The sequence below is a fragment of the Bradyrhizobium retamae genome (assembly GCF_001440415.1).
GTDB classification, from domain to species: domain Bacteria; phylum Pseudomonadota; class Alphaproteobacteria; order Rhizobiales; family Xanthobacteraceae; genus Bradyrhizobium; species Bradyrhizobium retamae.
Map to the genome: position 1 here is coordinate 418757 of NZ_LLYA01000001.1, position 21007 is coordinate 439763.

The 21007-nt window shown below is 62.9% G+C and carries 17 protein-coding genes; 7 read left to right on the top strand and 10 right to left on the bottom strand.

The window, feature by feature from the left end; all coding sequences use genetic code 11:
- Window positions 1-2 precede the first annotated feature (2 nt).
- The 7 genes from CQ13_RS01945 to CQ13_RS01975 form a co-directional block, all read right to left on the bottom strand.
- Window positions 3-1619, bottom strand: a complete 1617-nt coding sequence (locus tag CQ13_RS01945; protein WP_057841437.1) for an acyl-CoA carboxylase subunit beta — start codon at window positions 1617-1619, stop codon at window positions 3-5.
- A gap of 99 nt (window positions 1620-1718) precedes the next feature.
- Window positions 1719-2585, bottom strand: a complete 867-nt coding sequence (locus tag CQ13_RS01950) for a beta-keto acid cleavage family enzyme (protein WP_057841305.1) — start codon at window positions 2583-2585, stop codon at window positions 1719-1721.
- Between the two features lie 89 nt (window positions 2586-2674).
- Window positions 2675-3469, bottom strand: coding sequence for a helix-turn-helix transcriptional regulator (locus CQ13_RS01955; RefSeq protein WP_057841306.1), 795 nt, complete (start codon window positions 3467-3469; stop codon window positions 2675-2677).
- Between the two features lie 130 nt (window positions 3470-3599).
- Window positions 3600-4256 (bottom strand): glutathione S-transferase family protein, encoded by a 657-nt coding sequence (locus CQ13_RS01960; protein ID WP_057841307.1) that lies wholly within the window; start codon window positions 4254-4256, stop codon window positions 3600-3602.
- 87 nt (window positions 4257-4343) lie between these two features.
- Window positions 4344-5561, bottom strand: coding sequence for an ABC transporter substrate-binding protein (locus CQ13_RS01965; protein WP_057841308.1), 1218 nt, complete (start codon window positions 5559-5561; stop codon window positions 4344-4346).
- Window positions 5562-5764: 203 nt separating this feature from the next.
- The gene (locus tag CQ13_RS01970; protein WP_057841309.1) at window positions 5765-6925 is read right to left on the bottom strand and encodes an acyl-CoA dehydrogenase family protein; all 1161 of its coding nucleotides are present in this window, start codon (window positions 6923-6925) and stop codon (window positions 5765-5767) included.
- Between the two features lie 145 nt (window positions 6926-7070).
- On the bottom strand, window positions 7071-8225 hold the full coding sequence (locus CQ13_RS01975; RefSeq protein WP_057841310.1) for an acyl-CoA dehydrogenase family protein: 1155 nt from the start codon (window positions 8223-8225) through the stop codon (window positions 7071-7073).
- A 192-nt stretch (window positions 8226-8417) separates the two neighbouring features.
- On the opposite strand from CQ13_RS01975, the gene CQ13_RS01980 reads away from it, so the two are divergent.
- Window positions 8418-9971, top strand: a complete 1554-nt coding sequence (locus tag CQ13_RS01980) for an acyl-CoA synthetase (protein WP_057841311.1) — start codon at window positions 8418-8420, stop codon at window positions 9969-9971.
- 116 nt (window positions 9972-10087) lie between these two features.
- Here CQ13_RS01980 and CQ13_RS01985 read toward each other — a convergent pair whose 3' ends face one another.
- Window positions 10088-10297 (bottom strand): cold-shock protein, encoded by a 210-nt coding sequence (locus CQ13_RS01985; protein ID WP_057841312.1) that lies wholly within the window; start codon window positions 10295-10297, stop codon window positions 10088-10090.
- Window positions 10298-10476: 179 nt separating this feature from the next.
- Window positions 10477-11241, bottom strand: a complete 765-nt coding sequence (locus CQ13_RS01990) for a helix-turn-helix domain-containing protein (RefSeq protein WP_057841313.1) — start codon at window positions 11239-11241, stop codon at window positions 10477-10479.
- 187 nt (window positions 11242-11428) lie between these two features.
- Between CQ13_RS01990 and CQ13_RS01995 the strand changes: the two genes are divergently transcribed.
- The 3 genes from CQ13_RS01995 (at window position 11429) to CQ13_RS02005 (ending at window position 16873) form a co-directional block, all read left to right on the top strand.
- Window positions 11429-13699 (top strand): marine proteobacterial sortase target protein, encoded by a 2271-nt coding sequence (locus CQ13_RS01995; protein ID WP_057841314.1) that lies wholly within the window; start codon window positions 11429-11431, stop codon window positions 13697-13699.
- 207 nt (window positions 13700-13906) lie between these two features.
- Window positions 13907-14485 carry a class GN sortase gene (locus CQ13_RS02000; protein ID WP_057841438.1) on the top strand — a complete coding sequence of 193 codons (579 nt, stop codon included), beginning with the start codon at window positions 13907-13909 and terminating at the stop codon, window positions 14483-14485.
- A 165-nt stretch (window positions 14486-14650) separates the two neighbouring features.
- Window positions 14651-16873: an acetate--CoA ligase family protein gene (locus CQ13_RS02005; protein ID WP_057841315.1), complete on the top strand. Its 2223-nt coding sequence runs from the start codon at window positions 14651-14653 to the stop codon at window positions 16871-16873.
- A gap of 183 nt (window positions 16874-17056) precedes the next feature.
- Here CQ13_RS02005 and CQ13_RS02010 read toward each other — a convergent pair whose 3' ends face one another.
- Window positions 17057-17818 (bottom strand): S1 family peptidase, encoded by a 762-nt coding sequence (locus tag CQ13_RS02010; protein ID WP_057841439.1) that lies wholly within the window; start codon window positions 17816-17818, stop codon window positions 17057-17059.
- Between the two features lie 108 nt (window positions 17819-17926).
- Here CQ13_RS02010 and CQ13_RS02015 point away from each other — a divergent pair, with 108 nt between their 5' ends.
- From CQ13_RS02015 to CQ13_RS02025, 3 genes are all read left to right on the top strand, one after another.
- Window positions 17927-18562, top strand: coding sequence for an HAD-IA family hydrolase (locus CQ13_RS02015; RefSeq protein ID WP_057841316.1), 636 nt, complete (start codon window positions 17927-17929; stop codon window positions 18560-18562).
- 108 nt (window positions 18563-18670) lie between these two features.
- Complete coding sequence (locus CQ13_RS02020) at window positions 18671-19618, top strand: AAA family ATPase (RefSeq protein ID WP_057841317.1); 948 nt, start codon at window positions 18671-18673, stop codon at window positions 19616-19618.
- Between the two features lie 6 nt (window positions 19619-19624).
- Entirely contained in the window at window positions 19625-21001 is a 1377-nt protein-coding gene (locus CQ13_RS02025; RefSeq protein WP_057841318.1) for a vWA domain-containing protein, read from the top strand.
- Window positions 21002-21007: the final 6 nt, after the last annotated feature.

A 21007-nucleotide genomic window follows, 5' to 3' on the forward strand; every position in this document is an offset into this window, starting at 1 on the left:
GCTCATGGCCGGGCGACCGAGAATTGCAAGCGCTGCGGCGTGCGGGCTTCGGCCTCGCGGCAGATCGCCAGCACTTCCGCAAGCACGCTGCGGGTATCGCGGGGATCGATCACGCCGTCGTCGAGCACCCGCGCGCTGGTCGAGAACACGTCCATCTGGCCGTCGAACACGCCCGTGATCTGCGCCTTCATCGCCTCCAGCTTTTCCTTCTCGATCGGCTTGCCCCGTCGCGTCGCCGCAGCCTCGGTCACGATCGCCATGGTTTCGGCGGCCTGCTCGCCGCCCATCACGGCGGTCTTGGCATTGGGCCAGGAGAAGCAGAAGCGCGGGTGGAAACCGCGCCCGCACATGCCGTAATTGCCGGCCCCGAACGACGCCCCGCAATAGATCGTGATCTGCGGCACGGTCGCCGACGTCACCGCCTGGATCATCTTGGAGCCGTGCTTGATCATGCCGGCTTCCTCATAGGCACGGCCTACCATGTAGCCGGTGGTGTTGTTCATGTAGAGCAGCGGCGTGCGCGACTGGCAGCAGGCCTGGATGAAATGCGTCGCCTTGTTGGCGCCGGGTACGTCGAGCGGGCCGTTGTTGGTGATGATGCCGATCGCCTGTCCTTCGATGCGGGCGTGGCCACAGACCGTCGCCGGGCCGTAATTCGCGCCGAACTCGGTGAAATCGGAATCGTCGACGAAGCGCGCGATGGCCTGGCGCATATCGACCGGGCGCTTGTGGTCGATCGGCATGATACCGAGCAGTTCCTCGGCGTCATAGCGTGGCGGCTTGAAGGACAATGCCGCAGCCTTCGGCCGATCCCATTCCAGGTTGGCCATGATATCGCGCGCGATGCGCAGCGCATCGCGGTCGTCCTCGGCGAGATAGTCGCCAAGACCTGAAATGGAGGTGTGCATCTCGGCGCCGCCGAGTTCCTCCTCGGTTGCGATCTCACCCGTCGCCGCCTTCAAGAGCGGCGGGCCGGCCAGGAATGCGCGGGTACGGCCGCGGACCATGACGATGTAGTCGGAGAGCCCCGTTTGGTAGGCACCGCCCGCCGTTGACGATCCATGCGTCACGGTGACGACGGGCAGACCGGCGGCCGACAGCCGCGCGAGATTGCGAAAGATGTTGCCGCCGCGGATAAAATCCTCGACGCGGTAACGCAGCAGATTGGCGCCGGCGCTTTCGACCAGTTGCACGTAAGGCAGCTTGTTTTCCAGCGCCAGTTCCTGCACCCGCAGCGTCTTGTCGAGGCCGAAAGGCTGCAACGCGCCCGCGTCAATGCCGGAATCATTGGCGCTGACCATGCAGCGAATGCCGGAGACGAAACCTATCCCTGCGATCACGCCGCCGCCGGGAACGCTCTTCTCCGCATCCGGCACGTCGAACATGTAGCCGGCAAGCGTCGATAGTTCGATGAACGGCGAGCCCGGATCGAGCACCAGCGCCACGCGCTCGCGCGGCAGCAATTGCCCGCGCTTGTGGAAGCGGTCCTTGGCCGCGGCCGATGCGGCGCGCGTGCGATCTTCCAGCGAGCGCATCCGCGCGATCAGCACCAGCATGCCGTCGCGGTTGGCCTTGTAGGCGGCGCTGGAGGGGGAGATGGTCGATTCAATTACAGCCATGAACTCTCCACCCGTCATTGCGAGGAGCGAAGCGACGAAGCAATCCATACCTTGCCGGATGGCGCGATGGATTGCTTCGCTTCGCTCGCAATGACGGCACTAATGCCGGGTCCCGAAAATCTGCCGCGCCTCAGCCGGGCTCGCGATTTCGCGGCCCGCCCGCCGCGCGCAAGCGGCGATGGCTTCGATCAACTGCCCGTTCGAGATCACCTTGGTGCCGTCGCCGAGATAAAAGGTATCCTCCAGCCCGGTGCGCAAATGCCCACCGAGATCGGCGCAGCGCTGGTGCAGCGGCCAGATTTCGGCGCGGCCGATCGCGGTGACCTGCCAATGCGCTGCCGGCAGTTTCAGCTTGAGCAAGATCGGCAGCAACTCCGGATCCACCGGCATGCCTGACGCCACGCCCATCACAAAGTTATATTCGAGCGGTCCGGAATACATGCCGGTCTGCACGTACATGCCAACGCAGCGCTCGATGCCGACGTCGAAACATTCGAACTCCGGAATCGTGCCCGCTTCCTTCATCACGTCGAGATAGTCCTGCACCTTCTCGACCGCGTTGTCGAACATCATCGGCGGCCAGGCCCAGGTATTATCGGACTTCACCTTGAGATAGTTCAGCGAGCCGGCGTTGCAGGCCGCGATCTCGGGCCGGGTCTCGCGCACGCAATCGAGCGCACCCTGATACTTCGGACCCGACGTGCCTGTCGTGTGATTGATAATGACGCCGGGGCAGGCCTCGCGGATCGCCTGCTGGATCTCTTTGGAGACGTTGACGTCCCAGGACGGCAGATGCCCCTTGTTCGGTTCCTGCTGGCGCAGATGAATGTGCATAATGCTGGCGCCGGCATTGAAGGCGGCCTTGGCCTCACGCGCCATCTGTTCCGGCGTCACCGGCACGTTGTGCTGCTTCGGATCGGTCAACACGCCGTTCAGCGCGCAGGTAATGACGGCCTTGTCGCCCATGGATCAACCTTCGAAAACGAGACGCGAGAGATCGCGAACATCCAGCGCGATCATGCGTGCCGCATCAGCCGGCTTCTTGCGTCCACCCGCTATCCGGCGCTGGCGTGGCGGTGGCTGTAGATCGCGAGATCGCGCGAGCCGGAAAAGATCGCGCGCGGCTTCAGCCCGTAGAAGCGGCGGATCGAGTGGCTAAAATGCGTCGAATCGGGATAGCCGATATCCTGCGCGAGATGCGCAAGGTTGATGTCCTGGTTAGCGAAATGCAAGAGATGCCGCGCACGCTTCCAGGCGCGGAACGAGCGGAACGAGATTCCAGTCTCTTCCTTGAACAGGTGCAGAAAGCGCGACGGCGATAATCCCGCCTCCGCGGCGCAGCTTGCCGCCGTCACCGGCTCGCCGGAGAATTTTCCGATCTGCACAATCGCGTGTGCCACGCGGGGATCGAGCTCACGTTGCGGCAAGACTTCGCCAAGGCACAGGAGATCGAATTCGGCGCTGGAAAACTCACAGCCGGCGTGATGCTCGCGCAGTTCACGATAGGCGGCGCGGATGCGGCTGACGAAAGCCGCGCCCTCAGGCCCCGCGAGGCGCGTCGCGAGATCTTCCAGCGCACCGGGACGAACGCTCTCCGGTTCGATGACGACGCTGAGCACCGAGCGATGATCGCTGGCGATGGTGTGCCTGACGTTCGGCAACAGCGCGACCATATCGCCATGGGTTTCGCGGCCATCGGCCGTGGTCAGCCAAAGACCGCCCTCGATCGCAACATAGATGTTGAACCCGCCCGAGCAGCGTTGCCGGGGCCGACCAAGCAGGCCGGCGTAGAACACGCGTTCCGGGGTGATCAGCATCAGATGGCCGGATTTGTGGCCGGTATCGTCCATGGCTTGTCCTCCTCGCACGGCTCTTTGGCCGCTGCGATGGGGTCAACCATAGCGGAAATTTGAGGACTGTCACCGAGAGAAGGGACTGTCATTCCGGGGCGCGAAGCGAACCCGGAATGACACACACCCGTTAGGCCCGAACGCGCGGGGCGACGTTTTGCTCGATGCCCGCCTTGCGCTCCGCCGCAACCGCGCGCTGGTAACCCTCGCGCTCCTGCAACCGGGCCCAATAGGCCCTGACATTCGGCCCGAAATCCTTGTCCAGGCCGACATTGCCGGCCAGCCGCAGTGCATAGCCGTTAACGATATCGGCCGCGGTAAAGCGGCCAGCGCACAGGTTTTCGGCATTGGCGGTCGCTGCCTCGACCGCGCGCAGCCGGCCCAGGAACCATTTAGCGTAATCGCCGGCAACTTGCGGGTTCCGCCGTTCTTCCGGCTCGAGCTGGCTGTATCTCAGCACCAGCGTTTGCGGAAAGGTCAGCGTGGCGTCGCTGAAATACATCCAGTTCAGGAAGGCGCCATAGGCCGGATCATCCTGCCCTACCACCAGCGGCGTCGGTCCGTATTTGGTGCCGAGATAGTAACAAATGCCGGAGGACTCCGTCATCTTGGTCTCGCCATCGATCATGAATGGAATGGTGCCGAGCGGATTGATCGCGAGATATTCCTTGGCGAGCACGCGCGGCGGGAACGGCAGCATCTTCAGCTCGTAGGGCAAGCCCATCTCTTCGAGCATCCAGAGCGGGCGGAACGAGCGCGCGCCGTCGCAGTGATAGAGCGTGATCATCAGGCGTTCCCTCTCTTCTTGATTGGCAGTCTGGAACGCCGGCAGGCCGTCCGCAACGACATCCTTATACGTCCGGCGCGTGCCGCATCAGAGATCTGCCCCCTCGATGATATTGCCGAACCGGACATAACCTTTTCCGTCCCAGCGCTGCAACTGCATCTGACGCAACGGATGGTGGTTGGTAGGGCTGGTGTTGACACGAACGCCCGGCAACAGGGTCGGGACCTCGACGTTCCTAAGGTTGTTCGCTTCGCGCATGATGCTGTCGCGGCTGAAATTCCCTTTGCACTGCTCCAGCAATACGCGCAGCACTGATGTCACCGTATACCCGTACGCGTTGAGGAACTCCTTCGGATTCCCTTCGCTGTAATACTTCGCCATGAACTTCAAGTAGTCCTTGGTCGCGGGATCTTCCGCCCACGCCGGATCGGACGGATCCTTGATGTACACCGAGGTGATAACGCCGACCGCGCGCTCGGGCCCGACCGGCATGATGGTCGAGGCCACCGAGGCGGCGCCGCTGGTGACGAAATGCATCGGTTTCCAGTCGAGTTCGAAGACCTTCCGGATCGACTGCGCCGCAAACTTCGCCGTGACACCCGAGATCAGAACATCGGCGTTGCTGGCGCGCAGTGCGACGACTTGGGAATCGATCGTCGGATCGGTGACTTCGTAGGACACTGCCTTCACCATGGAATCGTAGCGCGGCCCCAGCACGTCGCGCAAGCCGTTGACGAAATCCTTGCCGAGGTCGTCGTTCTGGTAGAGCAAGGCAAACTTCGCATCGGGCTTCTGGCTCAGCGCGTACTTAGCAAAGATCTGCGCCTCGGTTCGTGAACTCGGCGCAAAGCCCATGGTCCAGGGATAGTTCTGGTAATCGCCCCATTTGTCGCCGTTCACCGACAGGAACAGATGCGGCACCTTCTTCGAGTTGACGTACTTGACCACGGCGGAGTTCGGCGCCGTGCCGAGCATCGAAAACAGAAAAGCGACATTGTCGCTTTCGATCAGCTTTCTGGTTTGCTCGACGGTTTTCGCCGGATTGAATCCATCGTCATAGTAGATGAAGCTGACCTTGCGGCCGGCGATGCCGCCCTGGTCGTTGATCATGCGGAAATAAGCGTCCGAGCATTTCGCGATCGTTCCCAACGCCGACACCGGACCACTCAGCGACGTGGTGCAACCGATCTTGATCTCGGTCGCGGTAACGCCGGGAGTTTCTTCGGCACGAGAAGGGCCCGCAAGCGCCACGACACCTGCCGCCGCCGAACCAGCCAGTAGCGTACGACGGTTGAGCGAGGTCATGCCTTCCTCCCATACTATGTTGAATCTTGGTTGAATCTTAGCTGCTTTGCGCAGGCGTTGGATGAACTGTATGAGGACCAGGTTCCGGGTCTTGCGTCTAAGCGCTGGTTGCCCTGTCGCAGCTTGGGCGTGCAGATTATTGAAGCGCTATGGCACGCCCGCCTGACCGCAGGCACAGCGGCGAACAGGCATCGCGTTCGCCGCTATTTCTGTTTCATGCCAGGCAGCGTGCCCATCATCTTGCATAACACCGTCAGCATCACCTCGTCGGCGCCGCCGCCGATCGAGGTCAGGCGGCTGTCGCGATAGGCCCGGCTGACCGGCGTCTCGTTCATGAACCCCATGCCACCCCAGAATTGCAGGCAGGCATCGGTAAGTTCGCGCCCCAGCCGTCCCGCCTTGAGCTTGGCCATGGTGGCAAGCCGCGTCACGTCCTCGCCCGCGATCAACGCCTCGGCAGCGCGGTAGACCAGCGCGCGCAACAGTTCGATCTCGGTCTGCATCTCCGCCAGCTTGAAATGAACGGTCTGGTTATCGAGGATCGACTTTCCGAATGCCTTGCGGTTGCGCGTGTATTCGATCGTCTCTGATATGATGAATTCATGCGCCTTCAGGCAGGCCGCCGCGCCCCACAGCCGTTCCTCCTGGAACTGCACCATCTGGTAGGTAAAGCCCTTGCCTTCCTCGCCGATCCGGTTGCGCTTGGGCACCCGGACGTTGTCGAAAAAGATTTGGGCGGTGTCGGATGAGCGCATGCCCATCTTGTCGAGCTTGCGCGCCACCTGCACACCCTTGGCTTTCATCGGCACACAGATCAGCGACTTGTTGCGATGGACCTGGCCGTCGCTGGTGTTGGCGAGCAGGCAGATCCAGTCCGCCTGCACGCCGTTGGTGATCCACATCTTGCCGCCGTTGATGACGTAATCGTCGCCGTCGGAGCGCGCACTCGTCTTGATCGAGGCGACGTCGGAACCGGCGCCCGGCTCCGAGACGCCGACGCAGGCCACCGCATCACCGGCAATCGCCGGCGCGAGAAATTCACGGCGCACGTCATCAGAACCGAACCGCGCCAGCGCCGGCGTCGCCATATCGGTCTGCACCCCGATCGCCATCGGCACGCCGCCGCAGGTGATGGCACCGAGCTCTTCGGCCATCATCAGCGCGTAGGAATAATCGAGTCCTTGACCGCCGAACTCGACTGGCTTGTTGAGGCCGAGAAAGCCGAGGTCGCCAAGCTTCTTGAACAATTCATGCGCCGGGAAAATGTCGTTCTTCTCCCATTCGTCAACAAAGGGATTGATCTCGGCGGCGATGAATTTTTGCAGGATACGGCGGGGTTCGTCGTGGTCGGCGGTGAAGAGCATGAGTTCCTTCCTGTCATTCCGGGCGCGCGTAGCGCGAACTATGGTGCGCAATTGCGCACCTGAGAATCTCGATCGATAAGCTCCGGATTCTCCGATGTGTAGTTGCACATCGTCGTTCGCGCTGACGCGCGCCCCGGAATGACGGTCAGAGGCCCATCTGCCGCGAGGCGAGATCCTTCATGATCTCCTCGGTGCCGCCGCCGATCGCGTTGACCTTGACCTCGCGATAGATGCGCTCGACCTTGACGCCGCGCATGAAGCCGGCGCCGCCGAAAATCTGGACAGCCTCGGAGGCGCAAAACGCCATGGTCTGGGTCGCCTGGTTCTTCATCATGCAGATTTCGGCGACCGGGCTCTCGCCCTGCCCGAGCCGCCACGCCAACATTTCCAGCATCGCCTGCGAGGCCGCTACCTTCTGCGCCATGTCGACGATCTTGTGACGGATCACCTGGTGCTGCGCAATCGGCTTGCCGAAGGTCTTGCGCTGCTTGGCATACGCGATCGCCTCCTCGACGCAGACACGGGCATAGGCCGTGCAGCTCGCCGCCATGCCCATGCGCTCGCTGTTGAAATTATGCATGATGATCTTGAAGCCCTGCCCCTCCTCGCCGATCAGGTTCTCGGCCGGCACGCGGCACTCGTCGAAATGCAGGGTTGCCGTATCCGACGCCCACCAGCCCATCTTCTTCAGTTTCGTCCGCGACAGACCCGGCGTATCGCCTTCGATCAGCAGCAGGCTGACGCCGCCCGGCCCCTCGCCGCCGGTGCGCACCGCGACCGTCAGATAGTCGGCCCGCATGCCCGACGTGATAAAGGTCTTCTCCCCGCTGACGACATAATGGTCGCCGTCGCGCCGCGCCCTGGTGCGCAGATTGGCGACGTCGGAGCCGCCGCTCGGCTCGGTGATCGCAAGCGCCGAGATCTTCTCGCCCGACAGCACCTGCGGCAACACCCTCGCCTTGATCTCGGGCCGCGCGGCGCGCGCGATCGGCGGCGAGCCGATGGTGTGGCTCATCAGGCTGGAGCTGACCCCGCCCGCACCGGCGCGCGCCAGTTCCTGCGACGCCACGATCTTCATGAACTGGTCGGCGGCCACACCGCCATACTCTTCGGGAAAGCCGAGCCCAAGCAGCCCGATTTCGGACGCCTTGCGATAGAGCTCGCGCGGAAATTCGCCGGCTTCGTCCCATTCATGGGCATAGGGCTCGATCTCCCGCGCCACGAAGCGGCGCATCACGTCGCGGAACGCTTCGTGATCCGCCGTGTAGAACGGGCTTTGCACCCCTGTGCGCTCCAGCATGGCTTTCCTCCGCAAGGATTACGATGCCCCGATTTGGCTCGCGCAAACTTGCGTTGAGCGGCTGCGGCCTATTTGGCGATGCGGCCAGCCACACAACGCAAGACATTACGCCGATATGCCGGCTTCATCAGATAAAACGAGATCAGATCGCTGGTATCGAGCGGCGCAAGACCGCCCTGCCCTGGAGGAAGTATGCCCTCGGTTCGCTATTACGACTGGATCGCGCATTTCGGCCGCCGCACGCCGGGTAAGATCGCAGCCATCGACCTCGCCAGTGACCGCCGCCTCTCCTACGCAGAGTTCGACGGCCGCATTTCGCGTCTTGCCACGCATCTGCGCGATGCGCTCGGCGTCAAGCGCGGCGACCGCGTGGCCGTGCTGGCACTGAACACCACCGATACGCTCGAAGTGCAGTTCGCCTGCGGTCGGATCGGCGCGGTCTTCCTGCCGTTGAATACGCGGCTTACAGTTCCCGAGCTGCAGTTCATTGTCGGCGATTCCTCGCCGAAGGTGATGGTCCATGACACGGATCTCGCGGAAGTCGCGCTGACGGTTGCGAAGCTCTGCAACGTTTCATCGGCGCTGCTGCTTGGCCCCGGCGGCTCCTATGAATCGGCGATCGCGGCATCCAAACCGCTCGACCGGTTTGAAAGCGTCACGCACGACGACATCTCGACCATCATGTATACCTCGGGCACGACAGGCCTGCCCAAAGGCGCGATCATCACCCACGGCATGACGTTCTGGAACTGCGTCAATCTCGGCGGCCCCGCCTATGTATCGCCGTCGACCGTTCTGCTCACGGTGCTGCCGCTGTTCCATACCGGTGGGCTCAATTGCTATACCAATCCGGTGCTGCATGCCGGCGGCACCGTGCTGATCATGCGCGCGTTCGATCCCGGCATGGCGCTGCAACTGATCAGCGACCCATCATACGGCATTACGCAATTCTTCGGCGTGCCGGCGATCTATCAGTTCATGGCGCAGCATCCTTCGTTCGCGACGGCCGATTTCAGCCGCCTCGTGATCGGCGGCGTCGGTGGCGCGCCGATGCCGGTGCCGCTCCTGAAAGTATGGGAAGAGCGCGGCGTCGCCCTGCAGCAGGGCTATGGCATGACCGAGACGTCCCCGGCCGTGCTGGCACTCGACCGCGAGGACGCCGCGCGCAAGGCCGGCTCGTCCGGCAAGCCGGTGCTGCATACGGAAGTACGGATCGTTCGCCCCGACGGGACGGACGCGGACGTCGGCGAGCTTGGCGAGCTCTGGGTAAGGGGGCCGAACGTCACGCCCGGCTACTGGAACAGGCCGGACGCCAATCAATCATCCTTCACCGACGGCTGGCTGCACACCGGTGACGCCACGCGCGTCGACGAGGAAGGCTTTTACTACATCGTCGACCGCTGGAAGGACATGTACATTTCCGGCGGCGAAAACGTCTATCCGGCCGAAGTCGAGAGCGTGCTGCATCAGCTCGCAGGCATTGCCGAAGCTGCCGTCATCGGCATTCCCAATGAGCAGTGGGGCGAGGTCGGCATGGCGATCGTGGCGGTCAAGCCGGGCCATACGCTCCGGCCAGAGGAGATCCATGCCCATTGCGCGGCCAATCTGGCGCGGTTCAAATGTCCGCGGCTGATCGAATTCGTCGATGCCCTGCCGCGCAACGCCACGGGGAAAATCCACAAGCCGACGCTGCGACAGAAATTCAGCGCGCCGAAAGCGACCGACAAGGCGGCCATTGCTTCATGATCGTGCGCCGGCATGCGACAAACGAAAACCCCGCCGGTTCATCACCGGCGGGCTCTTGTATCAGAGGCCAATTAGAGGATCCCAGTACATCCGTGGAAATCCCGAATCGGCAACCTTTAATCGACGCGAAGGTTCTCGGCGCTGGTCTTGCCGCGCATCGGGTCCTTCTTCGCTTCGAACGAGATCTTCTGACCTTCATTGAGCGAGCTCAGACCCGCGCGTTCGACGGCCGAGATGTGGACGAAAACGTCGGTGCTGCCATCATCGGGCTGAATGAAGCCAAAACCCTTGGTCGCGTTGAACCACTTAACTGTTCCGGTAGCCATGTAACTATCTCCAAGATGCGCGAAAGCGCTTTTGCCCGCACGACCTCCGCGCAGGCTTGATCCGATTTCAACGATGTCTTGGGGATTAGAGCCGGTTAGGCGTGGTCAACAAGGCAGAGCGATAAGTTCGAATAAGAGCCATATAGTCTGTTTCGCCGGGAATGCAAGGCTGCAGAGCGCTATCCCGGCAGGAACAGTGCGAAGGGTTCTTCCGTCGTTCGCCGCAGATGCTGGCGGTATTGCGCATAATTGGGGTCATCGGCAGACACGCGGCCAAAGGTCGGGTTCGCGACCATCTTGATTGGCAGATAGGCGATTGGGGCCGCGATGGGCGTCAACAATGAGCCGCGGCCGGCGAGCAGCGTCGTGATGATGCCGTACATCTCGCCCGAAATGGCGAGCCGGGCCACCGTGATCAGGCGATGCTGGCCGTGCCGGTTGGTGACCAGGTAGATATGGCCGGACTGGTTCGGCACCGCCACTTCGCCGAACTGGGTGAACGCCGCGTCCTGCCGTTCGCTCTCGTGAAACACCAGGGAAGACGCCGCATCGTCCCAGGTGATCTCGGTGCGGTAGGCGAAGATCGCGTCCTTGTCGCCGAACGAGGGACGCACCGTGACATAGGTCCCCTCGATCCAGGCGACCGCGCGGCGCGAATAGGCGCCCAGTCCATCGGGCGCGACCTCGCCGTTGATGGCAGGCAGGGGCGCTGGCGCCTCCGGCGTCTTGCGCAGGGAAACGCCGAGCGCCTGCTCGAGCCGGACGGTGGTGGCAAGGGTAAACGGGCGGCGACCACCCAGCACTTTTTCCAGCGTCGATAGGCTGAGTTTTGCAAGCTCTGCCAGAGACTGCCGGGAGATGCGGCGGCGGGCGATCTCCTCACGAATCGTGTCGGCAATCTGCCGGCTTTGTTCGGCGGAAAGCTGCTTGTCCGGCGTTGGCATTGTCACCCCTGCTTCATTCGCGCCAGTGTACCAGACGCACAATCCATCACAAACCCGCACAAAGCTGCCTCGACCGCGGCGGGCCGCGCTGGCCGGCGGCCGAACAAGGCCGATCATTCCGCTCGCGCCAAATCGCTGAACTCCACACCCTCTTACACGGCAAAATCGCCGTTCGGGAGAGAGCGACATGACGACATGCGACGACATCGAGGCCGACAAATGCAACGAACGGCCCAGCCTGGTCAGGCTGGTGCTGTTCTTTGTGATGCAAGGCGTTGCCGTAATCCTGGTCGGATTTGCGGCATTATTTTTGAGTTTTGAGCCGGTCTGGTCGGCGGAGCGCCTGCAGTCGGCCTTTCTCAAGCCCGGCGACGCGCGCGCCGGCTCGCTGCTCCTCAAGATCGATGAAGGCTATGCCGACGCTGCGCGGCTCGGCATCGACGTCGATCTCACCGTGTCGGGTCCCACCGTCCGCGCTCGCATCACCCAGATTTTCCGCAACCCTTCGAAAGACTGGGTCGAGGCGATCTATGTCTACCCGCTGCCGGCCGGCGGCGCAGTCGATTCGCTGAAGATGGTGATCGGTGATCGCGTCGTGGTCGGCGACATCAAGGAGCGGCAGCAGGCCAAGGCCATCTACGAGCAGGCGAAGCAGAACGGGCAGAAAGCGGCGCTGACCGAACAGGAGCGGCCGAACATCTTCACCAACTCGGTCGCCAATATCGGCCCCGGCGAAACCGTGCTGGTGCAGATCGAGTATCAGGAGCCAGTCCAACAATCCGGCGGCGCGTTCTCGCTACGGGTGCCGATGGTGGTGGCCCCGCGCTACAATCCCGCGCCCGTCGTGCAAAGCGTCGATTTCAAGCCGGGTAACGGCTGGGGTGTGACCAAGTCCGATCCGGTTCCGGATCGCGACGGCATCTCGCCCGAAGTGCTCGATCCCGCGACCAACGCGCCGGTCAATCCGACCCGTATCACCGTGCGGCTGCAGGCCGGCTTCCCGCTCGGCGAAATCAAGAGCCACCATCACGCGATCAAGACGGAGAAGCCGGACGCGAATACGGGCATTCTTCGATTGGCCGAAGGCCTGGTGCCGGCCGATCGCGATTTCGAACTGACCTGGAAGCCCGTGGCCGAGACGTCGCCTTCGGTCGGGCTGTTCCGCGAGCGCGTCGGCGACAGCGACTATCTGCTCGCCTTCGTTACCCCGCCGTCGGTCGAACAGGCGCAGCAAATACCTATGCCGCGCGAAGTCATCTTCGTGATCGACAATTCCGGCTCGATGGGCGGCGTCTCGATCATCCAGGCCAAGGCGAGTCTCATCTACGCGCTCGGCCGCCTGCAGCCCAATGACCGGTTCAACGTGATCCGCTTCGACCACACCATGGATGTGTTATTCCCGTCAGCCGTGCCGGCCGACAGCGAGCATATCGGCCGGGCCACCTCTTTCGTCGGCGCACTGCAAGCCAATGGCGGCACCGAAATGGTGCCCGCGATGCGCGCGGCGCTGTCCGACAAGGCCGGCCATGCCAATTACGTCCGTCAGGTCGTGTTCCTCACCGACGGCGCCGTCGGCAACGAGCAGCAATTCTTCGAGACCATCAACGCGCTGCGCGGCCGCTCGCGCATTTTCATGGTCGGCATCGGCTCGGCGCCGAACACCTACCTGATGACGCGCGCCGCCGAACTCGGCCGTGGCACCTTCACCCACATCGGCTCGGTCGAGCAGGTCGAAGAGCGCATGCGCGGGCTGTTCGCCAAGCTGGAGAATCCCGTGGTGACCAATCTGGTCGCGAAATTCTCCGACGCCAGTGCCGACATGACGCCGGCCGCGATTCCCGACGTCTATCGCGACGAGCCGCTGGTTTTAGCGACAAAACTCGACAAGCTCGGCGGCTCCGTCGAGATCAAGGGGCGCATCGGCGACCGCCCCTGGATGGTCACCCTGCCGCTGGCAGATGCAGCCGAAGGCAAAGGCCTGTCCAAACTCTGGGCACGCCGCAAGATCGCGGACGCCGAAGTCGCGCGCACTACACGGCAGGCGACCCCGGAAGATGCGGATAAGGCGATTCTGGCGCTGGCGCTCGAGCATCAACTCGTCACGCGGCTGACCAGCCTAGTCGCAGTCGACAAGACGCCGAGCCGTCCGCAAGGGGAGCCGCTCAAGGTCTCGGAACTGCCGATCAACCTGCCTGCGGGTTGGGATTTTGAAAAAGTGTTCGGCGAGCGCTCCCGCGTTCCCGCAACGCCGATGGAACGGCGTGCGGATACGGAGGAGGCGCGGGTCCAGATCGCGGCGCTGAAGCGGGCCCAGCCTGTCGCCACCGCAGCGCCCAGCACGGTCACGCTGCCGAGGACGGCGACCGACGCCGAACTGAAGATGATTGCGGGCGTGATCCTGCTCACGTTCAGCCTGATCGTCTTGGTGTTCAATCGACGTCAGATGTCACTGCGTTGACGTCGGCTGAAAGGAGGAGGGACCCCCGACCTCCTCTTTCCAGAGCGCGCGCGGCTTCCACCCGTCCCCCCAGAGCCGCGCGCGCCGCTTTATTTCTCAACGAACCACCACCGTCATTGCGAGCGAAGCGAAGCAATCCAGTCTTTCATCGTGTCGCGCTATGGATTGCTTCGTCGCTTCGTTCCTCGCAATGACGGCAGAACCAAAATGCTCCGCTTCGTCCTCCCTCTCCTTCTCGCACTCATCGGCCTGATCCTGTTCGGCCAAGGGGCCTACATCCACGCCAAGGCGCTGCTCGCACAGGTCCTGCTGGAGCGCGCCTTCGAGGAAACCGTCGCAACCGGGCGCGAGACAAAGCCGTGGTCGTGGGCCGACACCTGGCCGGTTGCGCGTATCGAGGTAAAGCGGCTCGGTGCCCGCGCCATCGTGCTAGCAGGCAGCAGCGGTCAGGCGCTCGCCTTCGGCCCGGGTCACGTCGAACAGACACCCGACGCCGGCGAACGCGGCGTCGCCGTCTATTCGGCGCATCGCGATACGCATTTCGCTTTCCTGAAAAACGTCGCCCTCGGTGACGAAATCGACGTCACAAGGCGTGACGGCCGGACGTTCCGCTATCGGGTGGATACGACCTCGGTCGTGCGCTTCGATGCCTCCGGCATCGATCCGCTCGCGGGCGGGCATGAGCTGGTGCTGTCGACCTGCTGGCCGTTCGACGCGCTGACACAGGGGCCGCAGCGCTATCTTGTGCACGCCACGATGATCGGACCCGTATCAGATACGCACTGAATTCTGTGAGCCGGGAAATCTTGCGCGGCGCGAATGGCGCTCATCGCGCAACGCGTGTTGCCACCCTCGCCAAGGCTCAATAAAAAGGTCCTAATCAAAAGAAGATCACGGCGGGACGATCGTTCTCGATCGCCGCGGCCAAGAACGACAGAGTTAGGGAAATCCATGGACGCTCAGGCAAGCACCGCATCGCATCAAGCCGAAAAATGGTCGCCATCGCCTGACGCCAGCGACATCGTCAAGAGCATCCATGCGATGCTGCACCCGCGCAACATCGTGCTGGTCGGCGCTACCGACAAGCCCGGCAACTATGCCGAGCGCATCTGGAACAATCTGATCAAGTACGGTTACGAAGGCGGACTGTTTCCGGTCAACGCCAAGCGCGAGGCGATCTGGGGCGTGCCCTGCTACAAGGATTTTGCGAGCCTCCCTGAAAATCCCGATCACGTGCTGGTGCTGGTGCCGGCGCGTTTTGCGGTGCAGGTGATCCGCGATGCCGCGGCGGCGGGCGCGCGCTCCGCCACCATCGTCACCTCAGGCTTCAGCGAGTTGCAGGACGACGAGAGCCAGAGGCTGGCGATTGAACTGAAAGAGGCGGTGCGCGAAACTGGTCTTGCGGTCACCGGGCCGAACTGCCTCGGCAATTTGAGCGCGGGCGAAAAACTTTTCACCAACATCGACGACCGTATCGTCACGATGGAGGCTGGACCGGTAGCGATTGTCGGCCAATCCGGCGCGATCGTGATGGCGATCCGGCAGACGCTGGAGGATCGCGGCGTCGGAGTCGGCTATATGGTGACGACCGGCAACGAGACCGGGCTCGAGACGCCGGACCTGATGGCCTATTTTGCCGCCGATCCCTCGATCCGCGTCATCGTCGTCTATCTCGAAGGTGTCCGGAACACAAAAGTGTTCCGCGAAGCCTGCAAGGCCGCGCGGGCTGCCGGCAAGCCGGTCATCGCGCTCAAGCTTGGCGCCTCCGAAGGCGGCCGCGCCGCCGCGATGGCGCACACCGGCGCGCTCGCCGGCTCGATCGAAACTTTTGACGCGATCTCGACCCGCGAAGGCGTGATCCGCGTCCGCGGACTGGACGAACTGATCGAGACCACCGAATGTTTCGTCCATGCCGATCCGCCGAAGGGCAACCGGCTCGCCGCGGTATCGCTCTCCGGCGGCAAGCGCGGCCTGTTGATCGACGCGTTCTATTCGGCCGGCCTGAACTTCGCGCCGCTGAGCCCGGATGCGACGGCACAATTGGCGCAGATGCTCGGGCCCGGCAGCATCGTGGGCAATCCGCTCGATGCCGGCTTTGCCGCCGTGGTCGACCCCTCCGTCTACATCAAGTCGATCAAGATCATGATCGACGATCCCGACACCGACATCGTCATCATCGACGCCGAACTGCCGAAGGCACCGCACGAATTGCGCGAGCGCAATCTGCGCCTCGTCAACGAGATGGCGGGAACCGCCAACAAGCCCGTGGTCTATATCAGCGCGATGTCGATCGGGTTCACCGAGTTCACCAAGGCCCTGCGCAAGTCGCTGCCGAACGTCGCGGTGATGCAGGGCCTCGACCGTGCGGTCGGGGCAATCAAGTCGCTGATCGAATATGCGTCCTTGCGCAAGGAGGTGCCCGATATCGTCTCGAGCTCGAAAGCTTCCGCGCGCGCAATGCTGGAGAAGACGCTCAAGGCCGCGAACGGCGCCGCCGCGCTGGACGAGGTCGCGTCGAAGAAACTGCTAAAGGCCTACGGCATCCCGGTTTCGAAGGAAGAGATTGCGCAGACCGCGGTGGAAGCCGTCAAGATCGCCAAGAAGATCGGCTTCCCCGTGGTGGCTAAGGTGGTCAGCGCCGACATCCTGCATAAGTCCGACATCGGCGGCGTGGTGCTGAACCTCAACAGCGCCTCGGAAGTGAAGAAGGCGTTCAACGACATCACCGCGCGGGTGAAGAAGATCAAGAGCAAGCCGAAGCTCGAGGGCATTCTGATCGCGCAGCAGGTCAAGGCCGATCTCGAACTCGTGGTCGGCGCCTCGCTCGACGCCGAGATGGGTCCCGTGGTGCTGTTCGGCACCGGCGGCGTTGATATCGAACTGATGAAGGATGTCGCGTTGGCCGGCGCACCCTTGGATGAGGCCGAAGCAAAACAGTTGATCGCCAAGACCAAGGCCGGCATCAAGATGAACGGTTATCGCGGCAAGCCGGCGCTGCATGAGGCGTCCGCCGTGAAGGCGCTGGTCGGCCTGTCGAACCTGATGGCGGATGCCGGCAACCGCATCGCCTCAATCGACGTCAATCCGTTTTTGATCAACAGCAAGGTCGGCGTGGCTGTGGATGGCCTGATCGTGCTTAACAACGCCGCTGCGAACAAGGCGGCGGGGCATTGAGTCACGGAATCCGCAGGGTGGGCCAAGCCAACGGGTCGCGCGAATGCGCGCCCCCAGCGACGAGCGCAAGGGCGCTCGCGGAGTAATGACAGGCTTCGCGTGCCCACCATTCAGTCCATCGACTTGGAAAGATGGTGGGCACGGCGCTAACGCGCCTTTGCCCACCCTACGGCACCGAGCAGGCTACAACCCCGCGCCCCACTTCTGCGCGGACTGCAAAATCCAGTCCCGATACAGCGTCAGCGGCGTGACGCCTGTCATGCCGCCACAACCTGCGCTGCCGTTCGGCCCAGTCGACCAGCTCACCACGCCGATAATGACGGGACCGCTTGGCTTGTCCTCAAATACAGGCGCGCCGGAATCTCCCGTGCAGGCGCCGAGCCCGTCACGCGTGCCCTGCCCCACCGGATCGACCAGCCTGATCTGCAACGTTCCCGGCCTGCCGGTCGCGACCAGGCTGGCGACCCGGATGGTGCCGCCGCTCTTGCCGTCGCCGCGGACGGTTACGCCGATGCCCGCGATCGTAAAACGGCTGCCGACGTTGATCGGAATGTTCGGCAATCCGAGCGCGGCCGTCGTCTTTCCCTTGGGCGACGCCGCCAATTGCAGCAACGCGACATCCGGCGTTGCGCGATGTCCTGACATCGCCTGCATGTTGAAGCCAGGATGAATGGCGATGCTCTTCACGTCCTGCAGCGAGGGTTGCCTATCCGCACCATATTCGACGATCTTGTATTCCGCGCCGGGCTGCACGCAGTGCGCCGCCGTCAACACCAGCCTTGGCGCAATCAAGGCCCCGGTGCAAAAATTACCGCGCGAGCCGACGATGGTGATGATAGAGCGGGCCACACCTTCGGTGGATGGCGCACCACCGCCGACGATGGCATGGGCGGGAACGCAGAGCAGCAGCACCAGGCCGGCAATCATTCGAGGCAGGATATTCATCGGCGCAGCAATAGCTTGTGCGGCGCGCATCGCCAAGCGCGGCGATCAGGCTGGCTCGGGCAGTCAATTCGTGTTAGCCGCTCCCCGGAGCGTTACTTCAGGCAGGACATGATGATCGAGGCAGTGATTTGGGATTTCGGCGGGGTGCTCACCACTTCGCCATTCGAGGCGTTCACGCGGTTCGAGACCGAGCGCGGGCTGCCGGCCGACATCATCCGGCGCACCAACGCCGCCAATCATTTGGAAAATGCCTGGGCAAAATTCGAGCGCGCTGAGGTCGATATCGAAGCCTTCGACGAATTGTTTGCGGCCGAATCGCTGGCGCTGGGCGCGACGGTTCGCGGCAAGGACGTGCTGCCGCTATTGTCCGGCGATCTCCGACCCGAAATGGTCGAGGCGCTCAAGCGCGTCAAGGCAAAGTTCAAGACCGGCTGCATCACCAACAATCTGCCTGCCAACGCCATCGGCAGCCACAGCGGACGCACGCTCTATGTCGCCGAAGTGATGGCACTGTTCGATCACGTCATCGAATCCGCGAAAATCGGGCTTCGCAAGCCCGACCCGCGCATCTATCGGATGATGGTCGAAACGCTGAAGGTCGATCCCAAGAAATGCGTCTATCTCGACGACCTCGGCGTCAATCTGAAGCCGGCGCGCGAGATGGGCATGACCACGATCAAGGTAGTCAGTGCGGCGCAAGCAATCACGGAGCTTGAGGCGGCAACCGGGCTGGCATTGCGCTAGGCGGAAAATACCCGGAAACGGCGGCCGCCCATGAGTAAACGACGCTTGTCCTTTGCCGTGAACGCAGGCAGAACACTCCGAAATCATCGAATTCGGAGTTGAAACCCGGTGGCTGATATCAGGCCTTCGGCCTCGATCGAGGCAGTGGAAAGCGGTCTTGCGGCGCAAGGCTATATTGCGAGCCGCCAGATCGCGACCGCGGTCTATCTGGCGCAGCAGATTGAAAAGCCCATTCTGGTCGAAGGTCCCGCGGGCGTCGGCAAGACCGAGCTGGCCAAAGCGATCGCCGCCTGGCGCGGCATGAAGATGATCCGCCTGCAATGCTATGAGGGGCTCGACGAGGCGAAAGCGCTCTACGAGTGGAAATACGCCAAGCAGCTTCTGTACACGCAGATCCTGAAGGACAAGCTCGGCGAAGTGCTCGGCGGCGCGCCGACGCTGGAAGCGGCCTTGAACCAGCTTCACGATTTCGGCGACGTGTTCTTCTCCAAGGAGTTCGTCGAACCGCGTCCGTTGTTGCAGGCGCTGGAGCAGCCCGCGGGCTGCGTATTGCTGATCGACGAAATCGATAAATCCGACGCCGAATTCGAATCGCTGCTGCTGGAAATCCTCAGCGATTTCCAGGTCACGATTCCGGAACTCGGGACGGTGGTCGCGGTCGCGCCGCCGACCGTCATCCTGACCTCGAACAGCGAGCGCGACCTCGGCGACGCGCTGAAGCGGCGCTGTCTGCATCTGCACATCGGCTTTCCCGAGCAGAAGCTGGAGGAGCGGATCGTCGAGAGCCGTGTGCCCGGCATTTCGCAGACGCTGCGCAAGCAAATGGTAAACTTCATTCACGAGGTCCGCTCGCTGGACCTGAAGAAGCTGCCGTCGGTGAGCGAGACCATCGACTGGGCGCGCGTGCTGGTGCTGCTGCAGGCCCCCGAGCTCGGCCATGAAATGGTCAAGGACACGCTTAACGTTCTCCTGAAATACGAGGCGGATATCGAGGCCACCATGCCGCAGGTCTCTACCTTCATCGCCAAGGCCTCGCGTCAAAACGTCTTCGGGTGACGGTGAATGCGCGAGAACCTGCATCGCTTCTTTCGTGCGGCGCGGGGCGCAGGCGTCAGGCTCTCGCCGGCGGAAAGCATCGACGCAATGCGGGCCGTCTCCAAGGTCGGTTTTACCGACCGCACCATCCTGCGTGACACTTTTCTGCTGACGCTCGCCAAGACGCAGGATGAGAAGAAGGCGCTCGGCGATTGCTTCGATCTGTTCTTCGATCGGCCCGAGCCGCAGTCGCCGCCCGAAGATGGCAAGCCGAACGGGCAGGATGCGGACGGATCCAACGCGTCATCCGATTCACCGAGCGAAACGAGCGGCGGGGACGAGCAAGCCGAAGGGCTTGGCGAACTCGCGCAAATGCTGCTGGCACAGGATCGAAACCAGATTTCGGCTACGATTGCCAACGCCGCGAGCGCGGCCTCGCTGTCGGACATCCGCTACTTCACGCAGCGCGGCATCTTCTCCGGCCGCATCCTCGACCAGATGGGCATCCAGCGCCTGCGCGACGATCTTGATAATCTCGCCGCCACCAACCCGGCGCTGGCGGAGCGGCTGACCAACGCGCTCGATGGGCTGCGCGGCACGGTGCGCGACACCGTCTCGCAGGCCTTGATGCTGTACGGCCGCGAGGAAGCGGAAAACCTGCGCAACGACATTTTACGCAATGCGCCGCTGTCGCGGATCGAGCCGCGGCAGGTCGAACAGATGCGGCATCTGATCCGCCAGATCGCCCGCCGCCTGCGCGAGCGCTACAGCAAGCCGCGCAAGCGCCAGCGCCGCGGCCATCTCGACGTCCGTCGCACCATCCGCCGCAACGCCGCATGGGGCGGCGTACCGTTTCTCACCGCGTGGAAGCGCCGACACCGTGACAGGCCGAAGATCGTGGCGCTGTGCGACGTCTCGGGCTCGGTGGCGCGAGTGTCCGATTTCTTCCTGCTGTTGATCCATAGCCTGCACGAGGTCGTGGACGACGTCCGCTCGTTCGCATTTTCCGGACACCTCATCGAAGTCAGCGACATCCTGGAATCCAAATCGCCGGAAGAGGCGATGGCCGAGATCATGTCCAAGGTAGGTTTCGGTTCGTCGGACTACGGCAGTTCGCTTGCCGACTTTGAAGACGAGTGGATGAGCGCGATCACGCCGCAAACCACCGTGATCGTGCTCGGCGATGCCCGCAGCAACAACCTCGATCCGCGGGCGGATATCCTTCGTCGAATTGCCGAGCGGTCGAAACGGCTGGTCTGGCTCAATCCCGAGGGACGCATGGCCTGGGGTTGGGGCGATTCCGAAATGCCACGCTATTCGACCTTTTGCACGGTCGTCCGCCAATGCGCTACCGCCAAGCAGCTTGAACGCGCGGTGTCCGACATCGTGGCGAGCTATCAGTAGCCGCCT